This window comes from Microvirga arvi (assembly GCF_016892765.1).
Lineage (GTDB): Bacteria > Pseudomonadota > Alphaproteobacteria > Rhizobiales > Beijerinckiaceae > Microvirga > Microvirga arvi.
This window is the reverse complement of record NZ_JAFEMD010000019.1, coordinates 14,380-31,896: the sequence shown is the minus strand read 5'-3', so window position 1 is coordinate 31,896 and position 17,517 is coordinate 14,380. Positions and strand designations below refer to the sequence as shown.

Genomic DNA, 17,517 nt, shown 5'->3' with positions numbered 1-17,517 from the left:
ACCGGAGACCAGCCCTACTGACAGTGAGCACGTTGGACGTGGTTCTGCCTTCTACCTGTTGGCGGTGACGACTAGCGCAGTCTGATCCCCGAGCCAAACCCAATCTAGGCTGTCGCTTCCCTCTCGCTTGACGTAGCCGTAGCCCGTCTCCTGCCAGGACAGAACCGCGTCCTTCTTGTTGTCGAGGATGAAGTCACCAAAGTCGGACCTCACCATCAAGACGGCGTGTCCTGCACCTTGCTCGTCGATGGCGACCGTCATTCGCAGGGCTCGTCGCGGCAGACCAGCTTCGACCAGGAGCTTGCGCTTGAGCAACTGGATGTCCTCGCAGTCACCCAGCCCATCATCCGGATAATCCCACCGGTCCACCACACCCCAGTGATCCTGATCGGCAACAGAGAGGATAGTCCCATTCACCTCTTCATTAATCTGAACGATGGTGTCCCAGGTCTGCTGATCGAGCGCGATCATGTCAGGTTCGGAGAGATCAACTGCACACTCCTGAGGCTGTCGCTGGCAGAACTCGATCCAGGCAGGGGTCGGACCCGCCCAACCGGCAGGCTGAAGGGTCTGGTTGACGAAAGCAGAAAGCGACGTGGCGGAAGCTGGTTCAGCCCCATAGCCGACCATGAGAGTGGCGAGCAGAAGGCCCACCTTCATTGCTCTGCGGGTCGCTCGTCCCTTGTCAGGGGTGGTCAGGCCGCTTCGATGACACCGCTCCATGTCCCACCCGCCTGTCTTCCTAGCCCTTTTGAACAGGCTGTCAGCGGAAGGAGCACGGAACAAGGTAGATTCTGGAGCGGGGTGTCAGACGGCAGGTTACTGTTGAGATCGAGCCACACCTCCAAAGGATAGGATGCTGGAACACCACTGACCAACTCCGAAGCGCTCAACGAGGAGGTCGTGGTCACAGGAGGCGGTGGCGTGCAGGCCATCAAGGTGGCAGAGCCGATCCATCAAGCCCTTTGCTCACCCTTGCAGGCGAAGCAAGCTGCTTTGGTAAATGTCATGCAAAATGCTTGAACCCACCTGAAGACTGAGGATGAGCAAGCTGCTGGTGTCGAGGGCGGCTACTTCTTTCGCCCGAACAGCGCGGTTATCAGGCCAGTCTGCTTGCGGACAGGCTCATGTTCAAGATGGACGTGAAATTGTTCGTCATCAGCCTTCACTTCGACTGGTAGCTCAACCTCGGATTCACGGCAGAGGTCTGCTTGAGGTGCTTGTTGCTCGTGAGCGTCTTGCGCTTCCGCCTCTGGTGTCTCGGCTGTTGTGGAACGAGGCGTACCCTCCCGCTCGACATCAAGTTTTGTCGCGGACAACACCTCGATCCGACCTGGAAAGTCGTTCCGACATTCGTACCGAACGTAGTCCTGGAAACCGGGCCTGATCCGGTGCTCACGGTCAAGGATGACTTCGTGCGTGACCTCCACGACGAAGAAGCGCCCTTCCGCCGATGGCACATCAACTCGCCTGACCAGCCCCTCGAAAAAGCTCTTCCATGAACCGGGAGGATGGAAGTGAACGCGAACCTCATCTCCAACAGCAATCTTCATCGGCGATGTCTCAGACATTCAGGTCAGATACTCCTGTTCTCGGCAGGCGCTGAGACGCCCACATGGCCGCTTGAGTGCGGTTCGCCGCGCCGATTTTGCGCAGGATCGCTTTGACATGAACCTTCACTGTCGCCTCAGTCACATCGAACTTGCGGGCAATGAGCTTGTTGGGCGCTCCCTCCCGCAGGCAACCCAGGATCTGTGTCTCCCGTGCCGACAGCTTGCACTCCTCCAGATCAGACGGATTCGGCTCTGGTGTATTGTCCTGAACCGGCTGTTCCAGCTTCTGGGGAGCCGCATCCATGATTGAGCGTAGGACAGCATAGGGCAGAACATTCTCGCCCAGCATGACCAGTTCCAGCGCCTTGATCAGAACGTCAGGTCCATTGCCGGTTAGGCAGAAGCCGGTCACGCCCACCTCATGTGCTATCCGCACGAAGCCGAGGTCAAACTGATCCGCCAGAGCCACGATCAGGGTCTCTGGCGAGCGCTCTCTCACTTGCTTGATCACCTCAAGCACCCGCCCGGTGCTCTGGGTTGCTTCAATGAGAAGCAAGGCGGTGTTGAGGGCACAATATTGGAGCCGCTTTGGCCCTGTGACCGACGCTGCCTCGTCAATCGCAAACGGCGTGTCCCGAAGGATGTGCTGAAGTCCAGAGCGCAGAAGAGCGCTGTCACAGATCAGAGCCGTTGGGACGGCTGGCGCAGGGCTGCGAGGAGGCGTGACAGTGTCAGATGAGGTATTGTAAACAAGCGTGAGCGTCTGCGCAGTCATCCGTGCCCCCTACTGAGATTTTCCCGTTAAGAGAAAGTAAACAAGTAGCAGGAACTCTGTCTGTCTGAATCCCGACAGAACGCACTCAGCCAAAAGTCCTAAGCTGTACTTTCAATCACATTAACGTGACTAAGCTTGACCGTAATCAACGTAGATTATTAACCTTGCTTCAACACCGCTGAAAACTGCCAAACAGCAGGCAATAAGAAGCGCTTCAAAGTCCCGCTCGGTAGGGACAAATGAGCCGGTCAAAGCAGAAATCCTGTTAGCCCGCCGCTTGAAGTTCATCCGAAACGGCTGACGAGAGGTGGCTCTGGAGTTCGGCAATCAGCGCCAAGTAGGGCTGACGCCGCTCGCGGTGCCGCCGCTTCAGGTTGTCCGTGATCTGCCTCTTCAGTGCAGGATCTGTCCTGCCGCGCTCCACCCGCTGCATCTCATGCTGGTGCTCAAAGTCCAGATTGGACAGGGTGCGTGACGTGCTCTGCAACAGAGCATGCAAATCAAAGGGGCGCTCTGCGCCCACGATCAGGCGGTTCAGCGCAGGCGAGACATACTGCTGGTTCTGCATTACGGCCCTCGGCTGGCCGCGCTGAGCCGCACCCTTATTCAGGTGCTTAAGCTCAGCACGTGTCCATTCTCAAGAAACGGTTCATCCCTAAACTATTCTGCTTCAGCAGACAGCGACCATGTCACAGTTCCTGATCCTCTCTGTGGGAGGTCAGGTGGTTGGCGGCGGCACCCGCCACTGGCTGTTTGCTGAAGACGCGCCGGGAGATACTGAAGATTGAGGCTCCTGTCTGTTGGATACCCGACAAAGGCGATTACTTTTTGTAGAGGTCGGCGTGTCGCAGCCGAACTTCCTCCGAAACAGCATCAAGGGGCACTGGCCACAGGAGCACTACGTCAATCAGCAGCTACAGGCACTTCTGAGGCCGTGTTGAAGGGCTAATTTCGTGCGGCCCCAGCCAAAGGTGTACCGGGAGGGAGGTTGCACCGTTCCCGAAACACCTGTTGGGCGGCAGCAAGATCAGGAACCCAGGTCTCGAACCGTGCTGTCATCGCACCACGGCCCACAACATTCAAGGATTGAAGCCCTATGGTGTGGAGCGGCCCTACGAGGCTGTCGCCTTCGCCGAAGAACAGGGTGCCATCCTCCCACTCAAGCACCACGAAGCCTTTTTCCGTCTGAACGATGAAGTTCTGGCAGAATGGCTTGAAGTCGAAAACAACCGTGCCGGTGAAATTGGGATTGCCGGGACCGGTGGTGATGAGGCCCACAAGAGCGATCACAAATGCCAGACACCAGAGGCCGAACGCCAGGAGCAGCTTTGTCATCGCAGGTCCCCTCGCAATGCAGGAGAGAACGCCCAGATCGACGCGGCGGGAACTCTGGGAAGATTATATCCCTTTCTGACACTCTGCGCGAATGTTCCTTTCTCATTGTCGTGTTTACAGAGCTAACCGTGGCGGTTGGCGTAGCGGCGCTTCTTGGCGAGGTTTCTCTGCCCTTCGAGCAGCTTGGCTCTGGCAACACCTCCTCCCGAAGGGGTACGCGGAGCTTGGATGGCCTGTAGTTGTAGCAGTGCTATGCTGATGCTGCTGAAAACAAGATGGGAGGGAGCTATGCGTATCCAGGCCATTGTTGCTGCGGCTTGCCTGTGCCTCCAGGTTCCTGCCATGGCACAGGACAAGGCCACCATCCAGAGCCTGAGCGATAAGTTTGCCCAAGCCTTCAATGCGGGCGATGCGGCAGGAGTTGCTGCCCTGTACACTGAGGAAGCTGTCATCCTGCCGCCTGGGGCCGAGATGATGAAGGGCAGGACTGCCATTCAGGCGTTCTGGAAGGGTGCTGCTGAGCAGCTTGGCAATGGCAAGCTGACGACCGTTGAAGTGAAGCCGCTGGGGAGCGACCGAGCCCTTGAGATTGGCGCCTTCTCGTTACAGACAAAGGGATCGCAGCCGCAGGAGATCACTGGCAAGTATGTGGTGGTCTGGGAGAAAGTCGGAAGCGATTGGAAGCTCGCCACCGATATCTGGAACACGAACAAGTAGCGTTGCCCATTTCTCCATTCAGTACCAGGAAAATCCAGAACGAATGACAAATGAACTGCATGGCGCACGATTCTGCCTTCATTGTCACTATCAGGGGGTAGGGATAGGCATGCAGGCAAACCCAACCAAGACCGCAATCAGCACCCCAAGGACGCTCAGCCCAAGGGCGACGATCAACGGAAGGGCAACAGATTTGAAGCCATGATTGGTCATCGGACTGCCCCACGGCAACCCTTTAGATAACGCGGAAGGGGTCTAGCGGGTGCCTCAGTTTGGTTTCTCTGGCTGACATATCGGAAGTGCAAGATGGTTCGTCAGAATGCCAACAATCTTGGCCACATCCTCTCTAGGGAGGGCAAAGGCAACTGGCCCATAGGCCGGGTGGTTGAAGGCAAGGAGCGACCCGTCAATCTCGGCCACCTGCACGTACCACATGGGATTGCTGATGGTGGTGACCATCGTGCCGTCGAGCGGTTCGATCCGCTTCCCTTCCAGCATCTGCATTCGTGCTTGCCCCAAAAGGTCGATTGTCTTGGTCAATTGCTCATGGTTCATGGCAACCGGTGCTGACGGGCCTTCAACAGGGCCAACCTCAACGCTCACGGATTGCCGGTCATCAGCCACTCGAACACCAACGCGTGCTTCAGGCATGACACGCCTCCGTGCTGATTCAGGGGGTGTGGTGGCTACGCACTTGTGGCCGGAACCCAGCCCAGTTGACCGGCCACATGGTTGTAGAGTTGTGTCTTGAGGAAGCGGTCCTTGACGGCCACAACAAGGTCGCGCCGTCCTGAATACCGCCAGCGGCGGCCATCCGCTCCCACAACCGACACCAGAACTTCCGTGTCATACGACACGAGGCCATGATGCCGGTTGATCTCAAAGTTGATCCGGTATTCGTCAGCACGCTTCTGCCCGCTGTCACGCACCTCCACCCGGGCGACCACCAGAATATCGCTGCGCCCACGCAAGGGTTGGGCTGACAGCTTCAGGGTGTCCCACAACACCATTGGACGTGTTCCAAGTTCGGTCATGGCCGTTCTCCGAACCTTCTCAAGCAACTCCTATGACAATTAGGAACAAAAAGGTGGCGACACTTTCGGCTGCCACGGCGGTAGCAAAAAGCAACTCAACTACGGTCTCAATTACTGTATGAAACCCATTTCTGAAACAAAGTAGCCTCTTGATCAATGGTCAGCCCACCGGATCGAGTGGACACACGTTAACGCCACCTACGCCAACTGGTTCTCTTGTTCACGTCGTGCGAGGCGCTCCACAAGCTCTGCCAGCCGAGCCGGAAGTGGAGCCTCCACTGGTCCGTAGGTCAGCCGCAGACGCTCTCCAAGCTGCTGAAGGTCACAGGAACCCGGCGCTTGGCTTGGAATGGAGTCGGATCGAGTGAGCGCAACTGCCGGGGCGTCACGTTGGAGCAGGGTTTGTTGCATAGAGACACTCTCGCTGGTGGCACGGATAGCCACTGAACGCCCCTATGGGCTCGCCCCTGTTGGGGGTCTCTTACGTGCAACGCAGCGGGATTTTGTGGCAATTGTACGAGCAGCGTGTCTGGCTTCGTCGAAAACAGCACCCTTTTACTACCTTGGAGTGGGCTCTCGGTTGCTTGCGCAGTCGCAATGTTCTGGTGCTTTTGCCTCTTGAGCAACAGTTCGAACGCGGCTGGTCGTCTTATGAGAGTTCGCCCATTAAGAACTCGTTTAGTCGGACGCCCCTATCGTTCACGACCAGCGATGATGATCGCTTAAGCCTCTGGGACTGGAGCTTAGCTCAGGAGTTCCCACGATGAGCAAGACCGACAAGCGCCAATCCGTCTCCCGAACGGGTCTCCTTCGAACAGACCCGCGCACCTTCTCGACCATCAGAGACAAGCTCGGTGAGGAGCTTCGCGCGATGTACGGAAAGTTTGAAGAGGAGCCTCTGCCCGACCGCCTCCTGAACCTTATCACGCAGCTAGGTCAACCTTCCTCTAGGGGAAAGCCATGACATTGCCGCCAGACCTTCGCGCCGGGCTGCTCCAGTCCATTCCTTCGTTGAGGGCTTTTGCCATTTCGCTGACCGGCAATATCGATCAGGCCGACGACCTGGTGCAGGAGGCGATGGTACGCGGACTGACTTACATCAATCAGTTTCAACCCGGCACCAATATCCAAGCTTGGCTTTTCACAATCCTGCGCAATCAGTTTCACACCTTTTATCGGAAGAGACGACGTGAAGTGGAAGACCCGGATGGTGGCACCGCAGCCCGCCTTGCTGTCCCGCCCGAGCAGGACGGACACGTTGATGTGGAAGACCTGAAGGCTGCCTTAGCCCAACTGCCCATTGACCAGCGGGAGGCCCTTCTGCTCGTGGGCCCACAGGGGTTCTCCTACGAGGAGGCTGCTGCAATCTGCGGCGCACGGATTGGAACGATCAAGAGCCGGGTCAACCGAGCCCGGACCAGATTGGCCGATCTGCTTGGCATCGAAAGCGCGGAGGACATCGGAGCAGATCGGGTGATGAAAGCCACGATCTTCAAGGAGAACTGCACCCGGTAACAGCCTCCCGGCAGATCACGTTCATCATGGCAGGGGCCATCGGGTATGCCTTGACCTGGATGATCCTTGGTCAGCGGTGTGGGCGGGACGACCACGTCCCGGAGTACGGCAGAACCAACCGGGGCTATGCTCCCCATTGGGACGAGCCACGCGGGCGATAACCACGAGATGGTCTCACCCGCCCAGAGCCATTACTGACCTCGGTACCTTTGTGCTGCGAACTGCGCAGGCTCTGGAGCATCGCCGCCGTGGTGATCTGCTGATGCAGATCAGCAAGACGCTGGACGAGGGGCTGCCGCTCCTGGGCATGATGGGCCTCAAGATGCTCGACGAAGCGCACCCTGATTGCGTAAGGGCCAGACCAGCCCTTGAGGCATTCCCGGTCGCTCTCGTAGCGGGCTTCAACTTCGGACAGCGCGGCCAGCACCCGTTGTATCTCTGTGGTCAGAGCGCCGCGATCAGGTTGGGACAGGGGCGCTGGGTCGTTCGTCGGGACGCATGACATGGTAAGCCTCCCTCGCTCTTGTTCTTACGGGCATTTTACACCCTGCTTGGCATCAAGAACACTGGGCCTTCTCGCAGCGCACCACAGCGTGCCTCGGCCAGAGATCAAGCAGGCTCTCCCTGCCAGCAGCAACTCAGGTGGTGCCAGCACATTGATATGAATGGTCTTGCGATGGGCGAAGCGCGATTGAAGGTGTGATGCCGTGCTTCTATTTTCATCTCACGACCGCACGGGATCTCAATCCTGACGAGATCGGACTTAAGCTTCCGGCTTTGGAAACCGCCTATCTGGAGGCATTCCGAACGGCTCAGGACATGTGATGAGACGAGAGATTGTCAGGTGGTTACCAGTTTACGGTGACGCCAAGGAGGAAAGCCATGGCTTATGTCATGCTCCAGTATGATCGTCCGACCGACACGCAGCACTGGAACGACTACAACCGGCACGTCCAGGACTGGATCGCTCGTCTCCTGCAACTTCCCGGAGCGGTATCCTTCATGGCCTACCGCACGGCTCATCAGGAAAGCCCCGACACGTTCGCCATGCTGGAGTTCCGCACGACACAGCAGGCTCAGCAAGCAGCCGCCTCTGAGGCGATGAAGCTTGTTTTGGGCGAGTTGCGGTCCGCTGGCGCAGTGGCCAGGGTGTTGCTGGTTGATCGCTCGCCGTTCACGCCTGAGCCCATACTGGCGTGACATCAAGACCGGAATGTTGACCCGGCCACTCCGCATTTTTTCAGAGTGAGGCTCTACCGCCCCATACGGATGTGTCGCAAACGTTTTGTTTCAGAGTTTCAGCTATAGCCTCCTCGGCTTCAGGGAAGAGAGTGGCATGTTCAAGGGCAGGCATTTTGATCGCTCGGTGATCCTGCTCTGCGTGCGGTGGTATTTGGCTTACAATCTCAGTCTGCGGAACTTAGAAGAGATGATGGCCGAGCGGGGCATCTCCGTCGACCATGCCACGGTGCATCGCTGGGTCGTACGTTACTCCCCCGAGCTGCTGCAGCGGTTCAATCGACACAAGAGGCCCGTGAGCCGGAAATGGCATGTCGATGAAACGTATATCAAGGTGCGCGGGCAATGGACGTATCTCTACCGAGCCCTTGACAGCCATGGCGACACGGTCGAGTTCTGGTTCAGCGAACGGCGCGATCTGACGGCCGCCAAGAGGTTCCTGCGCAAGGCGCTCAAGCGGCACGGCCGGCCCGAGAGGGTCGTCATCGACGGCAGCCAAACCAATCGGAAAGCCATCATATCGTGTGATGCCGAGAGCCGGTTACAGGACCGTTCAAGACGCAGGCTCGAGCCGATCAGGATCCGGCAGAGCCAATACCTCAATAACCGCATTGAGCAGGATCACCGCGCCGTCAAACGCCGCGTTCGTTCGATGCTCGGCTTCAAGTCCGCTGACAGTGCCCGCGTGATCTTGGGTGGCATCGAGTTGATCCATATGATGCGTAAACAGCAGGCGAAATATGTCTGCAGTCAGCAGCTGTCGCTCGCGGAGCAGTTTCACCTGCTCGCCGCATAAGGGCACAGTACGGTGCATCTACTGCTCTCGCCCGTGTTCCGGATTTGCGACAGAACCCATCCTTTTTGCTCCTCATAGGACGCCATGGCAGCCCCATCAGGCCTGGAATGGGACCGTAGGGAGTAACGTTCTTCGCTTCAAGCATAGTAGAAAGCAAAGCAGAATTGCGATCAAAATCAAACCTATACATTGCCTTACTTTCAGGTTGATCTTCGATCCTTGAGCAAAGGCCTAAGATCCGAGTCCGGCATCCATTGCAGCAACTCGTGGAACTCAGGCACTTCCGTCGTTCGTCGTCACAGGTTACGGCCGGCGACGTTCGGTAATCAGCCTAACCAAGTCACAAAGTCTGCCAGGGCAGCACCTCGGTCGGGAACCGAGCCGCGACGTCGGTCACAATTTGCCGAATGAATGACCCAAAAGGTCAAGCAGGATACTCGATTGGTGCGATACTAGCGGCCGCTGGAAGAGGGCGAGACTATTGCTCAAGGATCACTGCCGCACTGTCGGGCCTTGGCGCACGTCTTTCATTGCAGGCGGCCCTAGGCCCGGCTCAGAAGACCCCAATCGCCTCGACTGAGAAACCGACGAGGAGCATCATGAGAGATCCTTCCCACGGCGATGGTGACCGCCAACCTACCAGGGTCACACTCTTCCTGTTCGCGACCGGCATCGAGAACAGCTATCCCACGATCCAGAACGGCCGCGTGCGCCGGGACCAGATGGAGGAGTGCGGTCACTACGACCAGTGGCAGCGGGACTTCGAACTCCTCGGGGACCTGAACATCCGCTTCCTGCGCTACGGTCCTCCGCTGTACAAGACGTTCCTCGGTCAGGGCCGCTATGACTGGGAGTTCACCGACCTGACATTCGCCTGGCTGAAGGAACGTGACATCATCCCCATCGTCGACCTGTGCCACTTCGGCGTGCCGGACTGGATCGGCGACTTCCAGAACCCGGACTTCCCCGAGCTGTTTGCCGAGTACGCCCGCGCCTTTGCTCAGCGTTTCCCCTGGGTCCAGTTCTACACTCCGGTCAACGAGATGTTCATCTGCGCCCAGTTCTCGGCCGCCTTCGGCTGGTGGAACGAGCAATTGAAGAGCGATAAGGCTTTCGTCACCGCGCTCAAGCACATGGCCAAGGCGAATGTGTTGGCCATGTATGCCATTCTCGACGAGCGTCCGGATGCGATCTTCATCCAGAGCGAGTCAACCGAGTATTTCCACGCCGACAATCCGCAGGCGATCAAGTCCGCCGAGTTCTACAACGCGCGACGGTTCCTGTCGCTCGACCTGAACTACGGGTACCCGGTCAACTCGCACATGCACGAGTACCTGCTCGATAACGGCATGACGCGGGAAGAATACCATTTCTTTTTGGACAATACCCTGCGCCACCACTGCATCATGGGCAACGATTTCTATCACTCGAACGAGCACCGGGTGGATGCTCGCGGCGGGATCCTGCCCGCAGGCGAGGTCTTCGGCTATGACGAGATCACACGCCAGTATCACGACCGCTATGGCCTGCCCGTGATGCATACCGAGACCAACTTCGACCAGGGTCACGAGGGTGACGAGGCCGTTGACTGGCTCTGGAAGCAATGGGCCAACGTCCTGCGCGTGCGCAACAACCGTGTGCCCATCGTCGGCTTCACCTGGTACTCGCTCACGGATCAGATCGACTGGGATATCGCCTTGCGTGAACAGCGGGGCAAGGTCAACCCGCGTGGACTGTACGATCTCGATCGCAACATCAGACCGGTGGGAGTAGCGTTCAAGAAGCTTCTCTCACAGTGGCGGGAGGTGCTGCCGACCCAGAGCGTCTGTCTGTTCGTGCCGGTCATGCTGCCGAGCGAGTACGATGAACCGGTGGCGGCCCGGCGTCGCGAGGGTTGGCGCCGGTACTTGCGCCATGAGCTGAAGACCAAGCCGGAACTCAGGAGCTAGTTGACTTCCCTTCCGTGCAATGACCAGCGATCGGAGAACTCGAATGATCAACTCCAACGATGTGCAGACGACGATAATCCGCAACAAGCTCCTCGGCCGATGGGCCGCCAAGAAGTTGGGCATCACGGGCCAGGATGCAGATACTTACGCAGACGCTCTCGCCAGAGGTACGGTCGATCCAAAGCGCAGCGACGTGTTCAGCAAGATCCGCAAGGATTTTGACGCCGCCAGCGTGGTCCAATCGGACGAGGAGATCCTGCACGTCATGACCGAGCTCATGCTCAAGGCCGGGAAGCTCATGCCAACCGCCAAGGGAGGATCCCCCGATGCCGCAGCGGTGATGCTCGCCCGCAATCTCATGTCGCGATGAGATCGGCTCTGGAGCGGACCGTGCACCAGCCCAGCATGCATCGAGGTGACGGCTTGGCTGCTTCTCCCTCGCTAGATGGTCATCACGACCCGACCATCGATCCTGTTGTCACGCATGCGGTCGAAGATGTCGTTGATCGCCTCCAGAGGCTCGAGCGAGTAGTGAACCTTGACCTTGCCGTCACCCGCGAATTGCAGGCATTCCGCCAGGTCCAAGCGGGTGCCTACGATCGATCCCCGGATGGTCTTGCGCATCAGCACCGTGTCGAAGATATCAAGTGCAAACGAGCCCGGCGGCAGCCCGACGAGCGCCATTGTCCCCCGCTTGGCGAGCATGCCGAGCGCTTGGCTGAAGGCCTGAGGAGAGACGGCGGTCACGAGCGCGCCCTGGGCGCCCCCGCACAGCGCCTTCACCTCGGCGACAGGGTCCGTCGTCTTCGCGTTGATTATGGCGTCAGCCCCCATCTCGCGCGCGAGCGCCAATTTCTCGTCGGAGATGTCGACGGCGATGACATTGAGCCCCATTGCCTTGGCGTACTGCACGGCAATATGGCCGAGCCCGCCGATGCCCGAGATCACGACGGTGTCGCCTGGCTTGGTATCGGTTTCCTTCAGCCCCTTGTAGACGGTGACGCCGGCACAGAGGATCGGGGCAGCCGTGTTCCAATCGAGGCGGTCGGGCAGATGCCCGACATAGTTCGGGTCCGCGAGGACGTACTCGGCGAAGCCGCCATTGACCGAATAGCCGGTGTTCTGCTGTGCGTCGCACAGGGTTTCCCAACTTGCGAGACAGTGTCTGCAATGTCCGCAAGCCGTATGCAACCAGGGCACCCCGACCCGGTCCCCCTCCTTCACTGCGGTCACGCCCGCGCCGACCGCAGCGACGGTGCCGACGCCTTCATGGCCCGGAATGAAAGGCGGAGTGGGCTTGACCGGCCAATCGCCATCTGCCGCATGTAAGTCGGTGTGGCATACCCCGGAGGCCTCGATCTTGACGAGGATCTGGCCAGGGCCAGCCTCCGGCACCGGAACCTCGTCGATGGATAACGGCGCCTTGAACTGACGCACCACGGCTGCCTTCATTGTTCTTGCCATAGCTTCCTCCCGTATCGATCCCGCGCATTACACCTTGATCAGTTCCCGCATGGAGGCGACACCGTCGATAGCCCGCTGGATATGGGCGCGGGTGTTGTAGATATGCGGGCAAAGCCGCAGTCCGCCGGAGGTCGAGGCCGCGATGCCGAACTTCGTATAGAGGGTATCGGCAACCGTCTTCTGGTTCTCCTTCGGAACCTCGATGACCACCACGCCCCCGCTCAACGCCGGATCCTCCGGTGTCACCAGGGTCGCGCCCGCATCCTTCAGCCCTGCCTTCAAGAGGCTCGCGAGTTCCGTGACACGGGCCTGAACCCGCTCCGGGCGGATTTGCGCGTGCAGATCGGCGGTCTCGCCGAGGGCTGCGACGGCCGCGTCGTCCCGCTGGCCCAAGGTCTCGAACTTCTGTGCGTTCTGGAGGTCCAGCTCCACCTTGATGTCGCCGGTATAGCCGATGGTGTTGGGCCAGATGTCCGGGGCACGCCCATTGCGGACGTAGAGAATGCCGACTTCCTTGGGGCCCATGAACCACTTGTGGGCGCTGGCGGCTAAGGAGTCGCAACCCGTGTCATGAACATTGAGGGCCAAGGCCCCCCAGCTCTGGGCGCCATCCACGTGGCAATAGATGCCTCGGTCGCGGGCCGTCGCGGCCAGCTTTTTCGCCGGCAGCTTGAGCCCGCTGACGTTGGAAACCTCGGTGAAGGTGAGCACCTTCGTGCGGTCCGTGCATGCCTTGGCGAACAGATCCACGACCTGCTCATCGCTGTCGGGCACCCGCGGCAGCGCAACCCGGATGATCTTCAATCCGAAACGTTTGGCCCGAATATCCCAGGCCTCGTTGTTGGTGACGTGGTTCTGATCCCAGATCACGATCTCGTCGCCAGGCTTGAAGTTGAGGCCGTTGGTGATGATGCTGTTGCCCTCCGACGTGTTCCGGGTGAGTGCAATCTCGTCCGGCGCCGCGCCGATCTGGGCTGCCACCTTGGCCCGTGATGCTTTCAGCGTGTCATTGAACTGCGCCCGGTTGTTGAAGGACACGTCATAATCGACGACCCGGGTCAGCGTCTCGACCTTGTCCGCGACGGATTGGAAGGACGGGCACAGGTTGGCGCAGTTCATCGGAACGGCGGTGTCCGCGAAGATGAACTGGCGACGGACCAGGTCCCAATAATCCTCGCCATTGGTGGTTTGTGCCCGCGCTATGTTCTGGAGAGCACCGCTGCTGGCGGCGAAAGCTGCCACGCCACCAGCCTGCTGGAGAATGGACCTGCGAGTGATCGAAAGCGGCATGGTCGGCTCCTTTTGTTGAGCCCCCAACCCGGGCGTTCACGAACCCGAGCTCACGTTGGCTATTCTCACCTGGCCTCCCATCCTGCCTCCTGAAGTGTGCAGGTGGCCTTGGCACTGATCATGGCGAGGGCTCATGGACCGGATCGTGTGAGGCACCAATAGCGAAATTCGCCAAGGGGAGGCACACTTCGCACCAGGACGGGCCTCGCGGCTTTCCCGCCTTTCTGGCCTCATGCTAGTCCGGCGAGAACCTAGTGCTTGATCGGCAGGGACAATCCCTTAACAATTTGGGTCATCGCTGAACAGCGTCGCCGCTCGACAGCACTAACCCTCAGCCTTGACTCGCTTCAGGAGAGTTTCGACGCGATTGACTCCGCCCTCAGGCGTCAGCCTCGTTTCGCGGCGGTCCACCGTCCCGAACAGTCGATCCTCCCGGCCAAGGTCCATGTGCCCGAACCCGATTGCCCCGCGAGATTGCCTGTCACATCAACCTGAGCCTCACGACGTTGGAGGCTGGCCTGCACGCGCCCGCTGGGCTCCAGCCCGCCAGTGACAGTGGTCCTCGTCCGCCCTGAGGCATTGCGGGCCACGCCATTCTCAACCACGACCGCATAATGATTCTTCCTCCGACAGGCACCCCTCTCTGGAATGGTCGTGACGGTCCAGCGCCCGTCGAACTGCGACTGCGCCATGCCCGTGGTGCTGACTGGGATCAATGGCGCGGCAAGGAAAAGGCTGACCAGCAGTCGGTTCATGGTACGGTCTCCCATTGGCGTTCAGACATGGCCAGTGCGGCGATGATCCCTTGACGATTTAGGTCGCCGGGGCGTCACTCATGACGGCCTTTGGCCCGCCACGCGGTCGGCGTCTGGCCCGACCAGCGCCGGAAGGCGCGGGTGAAGGCACTCGCTTCCGAATAGCCCAGCGCCGCTGCAATCTCGCCCAGCGGCACCGAAGTGTGCTGCAACAACTGACGCGCAATCTCGAACCGGATCTCGTTCGAGATCGCCCGATAGCCCAGGCCGCTGTCCTTCAACCGCCGGCTCAGGGTGCGCCGGTGCATGGCGAGCAGTTCAGCGATGTCGTCGGCCGAACAGCGGTTGCTGGTCAGCCGCGTGCGCAGCAGCCGCCGAATGTCGTCAGAGAACTCAGACCCTGGATCGCCCTTCAGGCGCTGGATCTTCTCCTCCAGCATGGCCCTCAACAGAGCATCGGCCCCGGCAATCCGCAGATCCAGATCGCGGGCCGGGAAGACGATGCTGGCGCTTTCCTGGTTGAATCGGACCGGCGCACGGAAATGGTGCCGATACAGCGACTGATCCGCTGGGGCGACCCGGGGCAACAGAGCCTCACTCGGCCGCCAGTCCGATCCGCATAAGGTCCGCAGGATGTTGACTGTCACGCCCACGGCTGCGTCGAGGATCTGCTCCACGCTGCTGCTCTCCACCGGATAGGTCGCATACGTGAGCAGGACCGTGCCGTCGCTGGTCGTCAGCGACGGCACCACCGCCCGGTCCTCGACGCTCAGGTTCGAGGCGAGGGCGCGCACCGCATCGCCGATGGTGTGTGAGTGCCGCATCAGGCGACCGACCAGGCCCAGCGACAGGATGCTCGCCCGCCGGCCAACCAGCAGCCCGAAATGCGCGCAGCCCGTGCGGGCCACGCACAGGGTGTAGAGCCGGCCCAGGGCCGCAAACGGGATCACGTTCATGCTGTCATCGAACAGGCGTGGGTCGAGTCCTGCGGCCCGGATGACCGGATCAGGATCGACGCCGAGTTCGCGCAGGGTCGGTACGATTTCTTTGGAAACGCCGAGGTGGATGTAACCTGGGGCAAGCGTTCGCCCGCTTGCTGCCGGGACAGTGTGGGACCCCTGGCTTGGTGGCCGGCTGTCACCTGCTGCCAGACATTCGGTGCCATCAACTTGCTTCATGAGAACCTCATGCAGGTCGATCGGATGCCCTTACGCAATCAACCTGATGATGTCCCCGCATCCTCAGTCACACCGTCGTGCCTGGGGCGATCGTCGCCCCAGTCCCAATCCAAGCTGGAGATCTGGGATCAGACCATGGCTCCATCAACAGCCCGACCATGGTCTTCATTCGTGCGAATTGGAGCAGATAATGTCCCTAAGTGTCAACACAAGACTATCAGAACCACCAAGCTGTTCCATCAGAAAAACCCTAAAGCCAACCGGAAAAACCCTGAAAATGGCAGATCAGATACAAAAAACCTGCCCGTTGTGAGGGCAGGATCTAGTTTTCTTTACTTTGGAGGTCTCCGAAGACATGACCATTAGGCCGCGAAACTACTCCGAAGTCAAATCAACCAATACATCCGTTAGGGCATCGGCGTGGAACCGGGACAGCAATCCTGACAGAACAGCAGACGCATTCTGGTGTAATCTTGAGCCGTAGCCGGAACCCGCCACTGCCTCATACTTGACCGTGCGACTTCGGCACCTGCGGTACTGATGACCGATCTCGGAGGAACGCATGATTCAGGACTGGAGCCGCCCCTCGACGGGCACGGGTTCTCCTGTGCTGGATGTCCCAAACTGCAAAGCACCTGTCCTGAAGTGTCAAGCACGAGGTGTGAACCGATAGAATGCTGGTCCCAGACCGAGCATGGAAGACATTTTTACGGACCTTGTTCCGATTGCGACGGGGCCGCTCCTTGCTGCTCGTGAGGCACTGACGGGAGAGGCGCATGCATAACAAATGCCAAGGTCGGTTCCTCCTTGGGACGATCGGACCTGCTTGCTTGATCGGATTGCTGATCGACGCCGGAACTCCGGCAACGGCAACTCCCGTGCCGTCGAGCACTTCACGGATGGACTGCCCACCCACGCTGCTCACCATCGTTCAGGACCGAGACCTGGTGTATGCTCGGGCAGCCGCTCGCGGCCCACGGGGCGGGACTGTGGCGCGCGGACCGCGTGGTGCGGTCGCCCGTGGTCCCCGGGGCGGAGTTGCCGCCCGCGGGGCTTACGGCGGGGCCGCTGTGCGCGGGCCGGCGGGCAATGTCGCGGCCCGGCCGGGCTACCGGCCACCCGTGCCGGCGGGCGGCTGGTATCGACCACCGTCGTACTGGTGGCGTCCCGGCGCCGCCGTGGCCGCCGGCGCGGCACTGGGCTTCGTGACGGCCGCGGCCGCTACGGCCTACGTTACCTCGCCACCGCCTGCTCCCGGCTATTGCTGGTACTACAGCAATCCGCAACGCACCCAAGGCTTCTGGGATGTCTGTCCCCAGTGAGAGCGGAGGACTGCCAGTGCCTTGTCCATGGCGAAATCTCGACCAACCCTTCCACTGGGTTGCATCCACTTGGGGCGAGCAGGGAGGTTGTTCCGACTCTCCGCAGTTTCAGCCTCAATCCGAATCCCCTGATCCGCACGGCGGGGCTCCATCCGACCCTGTTCGATGATGGTACGAACGTCGTTGCGCTCACCGCCCTCGCCCGGCTCTACACCCTGTGCGTGGTGCGCTCCCGCGGCCCGCAGTGCGAAGAAGCCTACAGGCCCTTAGCGAGGCAAGCCTCGCATCGGCATCGCCGCTCCCCCGAAGGCGTCGTTGCGGCCCCCCGGTGATTGGGTCGCCTGGCTCGAAACGTAGTTCGGAGGCCGCGAGTTCGAGCCGGAGCTTGAGACGCAACCTGTCAGTAAAGCACCAACCGCAAGCACGGCGATGATCATCCGCATGGAAACTCCTTGATCCGCCGATGGGTGCCCGAGCGCCTTGCCAGGACACGCATCGACCCTGTGTCACCCGGCCGACAGGCCGGGCTGCTTTGTGCGGGGGGGCGTCGGGTGAACGTCCCACTGCCCTCTCACCGAGACATCCTTTTCCACAT

22 protein-coding genes are annotated in these 17,517 nt (G+C 59.9%); 10 read left to right on the top strand and 12 right to left on the bottom strand.

Annotated features, from left to right (window positions below):
• Positions 1-51: 51 nt before the first annotated feature.
• The 5 genes from ILT44_RS13670 to ILT44_RS13650 form a co-directional block, all read right to left on the bottom strand.
• Complete coding sequence (locus tag ILT44_RS13670; RefSeq protein WP_204240149.1) at positions 52-723, bottom strand: transglutaminase-like cysteine peptidase; 672 nt, start codon at positions 721-723, stop codon at positions 52-54.
• A gap of 347 nt (positions 724-1,070) precedes the next feature.
• Positions 1,071-1,571, bottom strand: coding sequence for a hypothetical protein (locus ILT44_RS13665; protein ID WP_204240148.1), 501 nt, complete (start codon positions 1,569-1,571; stop codon positions 1,071-1,073).
• Positions 1,564-2,052 carry a LuxR C-terminal-related transcriptional regulator gene (locus tag ILT44_RS31720; protein ID WP_204240147.1) on the bottom strand — a complete coding sequence of 163 codons (489 nt, stop codon included), beginning with the start codon at positions 2,050-2,052 and terminating at the stop codon, positions 1,564-1,566. The genes ILT44_RS13665 and ILT44_RS31720 overlap by 8 nt, the downstream gene beginning before the upstream one ends.
• 541 nt (positions 2,053-2,593) lie before the next feature.
• Positions 2,594-2,896, bottom strand: coding sequence for a hypothetical protein (locus ILT44_RS13655; protein WP_204240146.1), 303 nt, complete (start codon positions 2,894-2,896; stop codon positions 2,594-2,596).
• A 377-nt stretch (positions 2,897-3,273) separates the two neighbouring features.
• Positions 3,274-3,663, bottom strand: coding sequence for a hypothetical protein (locus ILT44_RS13650; protein ID WP_204240145.1), 390 nt, complete (start codon positions 3,661-3,663; stop codon positions 3,274-3,276).
• 288 nt (positions 3,664-3,951) lie between these two features.
• Here ILT44_RS13650 and ILT44_RS13645 point away from each other — a divergent pair, with 288 nt between their 5' ends.
• A complete protein-coding gene (locus ILT44_RS13645; RefSeq protein ID WP_204240144.1) occupies positions 3,952-4,380 on the top strand; it encodes a YybH family protein in 429 nt (142 codons plus the stop codon).
• Positions 4,381-4,647: 267 nt separating this feature from the next.
• Here the strand turns inward: ILT44_RS13645 and ILT44_RS13640 are convergent, their stop codons facing one another.
• Positions 4,648-5,031: a hypothetical protein gene (locus ILT44_RS13640; RefSeq protein ID WP_204240143.1), complete on the bottom strand. Its 384-nt coding sequence runs from the start codon at positions 5,029-5,031 to the stop codon at positions 4,648-4,650.
• A gap of 35 nt (positions 5,032-5,066) precedes the next feature.
• The gene (locus tag ILT44_RS13635) at positions 5,067-5,414 is read right to left on the bottom strand and encodes a hypothetical protein (RefSeq protein WP_204240142.1); all 348 of its coding nucleotides are present in this window, start codon (positions 5,412-5,414) and stop codon (positions 5,067-5,069) included.
• A 763-nt stretch (positions 5,415-6,177) separates the two neighbouring features.
• Here ILT44_RS13635 and ILT44_RS13630 point away from each other — a divergent pair.
• Both ILT44_RS13630 and ILT44_RS13625 read left to right on the top strand, forming a co-directional pair.
• Positions 6,178-6,378, top strand: coding sequence for a NepR family anti-sigma factor (locus tag ILT44_RS13630; protein WP_204240141.1), 201 nt, complete (start codon positions 6,178-6,180; stop codon positions 6,376-6,378).
• A complete protein-coding gene (locus ILT44_RS13625) occupies positions 6,375-6,929 on the top strand; it encodes a sigma-70 family RNA polymerase sigma factor (protein WP_204240140.1) in 555 nt (184 codons plus the stop codon). The genes ILT44_RS13630 and ILT44_RS13625 overlap by 4 nt, the downstream gene beginning before the upstream one ends.
• A 124-nt stretch (positions 6,930-7,053) precedes the next feature.
• Here ILT44_RS13625 and ILT44_RS13620 read toward each other — a convergent pair whose 3' ends face one another.
• Entirely contained in the window at positions 7,054-7,434 is a 381-nt protein-coding gene (locus ILT44_RS13620; protein WP_204240139.1) for a hypothetical protein, read from the bottom strand.
• Between the two features lie 197 nt (positions 7,435-7,631).
• On the opposite strand from ILT44_RS13620, the gene ILT44_RS31905 reads away from it, so the two are divergent.
• From ILT44_RS31905 to ILT44_RS13600, 5 genes are all read left to right on the top strand, one after another.
• Positions 7,632-7,754 carry a DUF6894 family protein gene (locus ILT44_RS31905; RefSeq protein ID WP_372441162.1) on the top strand — a complete coding sequence of 41 codons (123 nt, stop codon included), beginning with the start codon at positions 7,632-7,634 and terminating at the stop codon, positions 7,752-7,754.
• Between the two features lie 57 nt (positions 7,755-7,811).
• Positions 7,812-8,129 carry a DUF1330 domain-containing protein gene (locus ILT44_RS13615; protein ID WP_204240138.1) on the top strand — a complete coding sequence of 106 codons (318 nt, stop codon included), beginning with the start codon at positions 7,812-7,814 and terminating at the stop codon, positions 8,127-8,129.
• A gap of 136 nt (positions 8,130-8,265) precedes the next feature.
• A complete protein-coding gene (locus tag ILT44_RS13610; RefSeq protein ID WP_204240137.1) occupies positions 8,266-8,964 on the top strand; it encodes an IS6 family transposase in 699 nt (232 codons plus the stop codon).
• Between the two features lie 599 nt (positions 8,965-9,563).
• Positions 9,564-10,913, top strand: coding sequence for a family 1 glycosylhydrolase (locus tag ILT44_RS13605; RefSeq protein WP_204240136.1), 1,350 nt, complete (start codon positions 9,564-9,566; stop codon positions 10,911-10,913).
• 43 nt (positions 10,914-10,956) lie between these two features.
• Entirely contained in the window at positions 10,957-11,283 is a 327-nt protein-coding gene (locus ILT44_RS13600) for an ATPase inhibitor subunit zeta (RefSeq protein ID WP_204240135.1), read from the top strand.
• 71 nt (positions 11,284-11,354) lie between these two features.
• Here ILT44_RS13600 and adhP read toward each other — a convergent pair whose 3' ends face one another.
• The 4 genes from adhP to ILT44_RS13580 all read right to left on the bottom strand — a co-directional run bounded on the left by adhP (position 11,355) and on the right by ILT44_RS13580 (position 15,600).
• Positions 11,355-12,377, bottom strand: coding sequence for an alcohol dehydrogenase AdhP (adhP, locus tag ILT44_RS13595; protein ID WP_204240134.1), 1,023 nt, complete (start codon positions 12,375-12,377; stop codon positions 11,355-11,357).
• 27 nt (positions 12,378-12,404) lie between these two features.
• Entirely contained in the window at positions 12,405-13,667 is a 1,263-nt protein-coding gene (locus ILT44_RS13590) for an aminotransferase class V-fold PLP-dependent enzyme (protein ID WP_204240133.1), read from the bottom strand.
• Between the two features lie 386 nt (positions 13,668-14,053).
• On the bottom strand, positions 14,054-14,422 hold the full coding sequence (locus ILT44_RS13585; protein ID WP_204240132.1) for a hypothetical protein: 369 nt from the start codon (positions 14,420-14,422) through the stop codon (positions 14,054-14,056).
• A 74-nt stretch (positions 14,423-14,496) separates the two neighbouring features.
• On the bottom strand, positions 14,497-15,600 hold the full coding sequence (locus ILT44_RS13580) for an AraC family transcriptional regulator (RefSeq protein ID WP_204240131.1): 1,104 nt from the start codon (positions 15,598-15,600) through the stop codon (positions 14,497-14,499).
• Between the two features lie 899 nt (positions 15,601-16,499).
• On the opposite strand from ILT44_RS13580, the gene ILT44_RS13575 reads away from it, so the two are divergent.
• Together ILT44_RS13575 and ILT44_RS13570 are read left to right on the top strand one after the other, a co-directional pair.
• On the top strand, positions 16,500-16,922 hold the full coding sequence (locus tag ILT44_RS13575) for a hypothetical protein (protein WP_204240130.1): 423 nt from the start codon (positions 16,500-16,502) through the stop codon (positions 16,920-16,922).
• A complete protein-coding gene (locus ILT44_RS13570) occupies positions 16,919-17,254 on the top strand; it encodes a hypothetical protein (protein ID WP_204240129.1) in 336 nt (111 codons plus the stop codon). Before ILT44_RS13575 ends, ILT44_RS13570 begins: the two co-directional genes overlap by 4 nt.
• The last annotated feature ends 263 nt before the right edge of the window (positions 17,255-17,517 follow it).